Annotated in this window: 1 protein-coding gene; it reads right to left on the bottom strand. The window is 48.4% G+C overall.

Features of this window, described 5'->3' with window-relative positions; all coding sequences use genetic code 11:
• Nucleotides 1–253: 253 nt before the first annotated feature.
• Nucleotides 254–1,012 (bottom strand): matrix protein 1, encoded by a 759-nt coding sequence (locus CVS30_RS18675; protein WP_104122823.1) that lies wholly within the window; start codon nucleotides 1,010–1,012, stop codon nucleotides 254–256.
• Nucleotides 1,013–1,102: the final 90 nt, after the last annotated feature.

Raw genomic sequence — 1,102 nt, forward strand, 5'->3', positions numbered from 1 at the left:
ACGCGTGATCAGTAGAAACAAGGTAGTTTTTTACTTCAGCTCTATGTTGACAAAATGACCATCGTCAACATCCACAGCATTCTGCCGTTCCTGCCGATATTCTTCCCTCATAGACTCAGGCATTCCTTCCGTAGAAGGCCCTCTTTTCAAACCGTATTTAAAGCGACGATAAATGCATTTGAAGAAAAGACGATCAAGAATCCACAATATCAGGTGCAATATCCCAATAATGTTAGCTGCAACAACGAGTGGGTCACTTGAACCGCTGCAGTTGCACTCCCATCCGGTTCTGGTAGGCCTGCAAATTTTCAATAAGATCATCCTTTAGGCCTGTACTGGAGTTAGGGTGAGTCCCGACTGTTCTCATAGCCTGCACCATTTGCCTAGCCTGGCTTGCGACTTCCATGGCTTCCGCTGCCTGTTCACTTGATCCAGCCATCTGCTCCATAGCCTTAGCCGTAGTACTGGCTAGTACCATTCTATTCTCATGCCTAATTAGTGGGTTGGTACTAGTTGCCATCTGCCTGTGGGACCGATGTTGTGCGTCAGCGATCTGCTCACAAGTGGCACATACCAATCCAAGAGCCCCTTCTGCAGTTACTGTCCCCATCCTGTTGTATATGAGACCCATGCAGCTGGCAAGCGCACCAGTTGAGTAACTGAGTGCAACTTCCTTTGCTCCATGAAATGTCATTTCCCTCTTCAGTTTCTTGTATAATTTAACTGCCTTGTCCATGTTGTTTGGGTCTCCATTCCCATTTAGGGCGTTTTGGACAAACCGTCTACGCTGCAGTCCTCGCTCACTGGGCACGGTGAGCGTGAACACAAACCCTAAAATCCCCTTAGTCAGAGGTGACAGGATTGGTCTTGTCTTTATCCACTCCATGAGAGCCTCGAGATCTGCGTTCTTCCCTGCAAAAACATCCTCAAGTCTCTGCGCGATCTCGGCTTTGAGGGGGCCTGATGGAATGATAGAGAGAACGTACGTTTCGACCTCGGTTAGAAGACTCATCTTTAAACATCTACCTGCTTTTGCTGATCACGCGTAAAAAAGGCGGCGTTGCTGTCTCCGCTGTAATCGAGGGAGCGACTACAGGAGGTG

Origin of the sequence: Arthrobacter psychrolactophilus (assembly GCF_003219795.1) — a bacterium.
GTDB lineage: Bacteria > Actinomycetota > Actinomycetes > Actinomycetales > Micrococcaceae > Specibacter > Specibacter psychrolactophilus.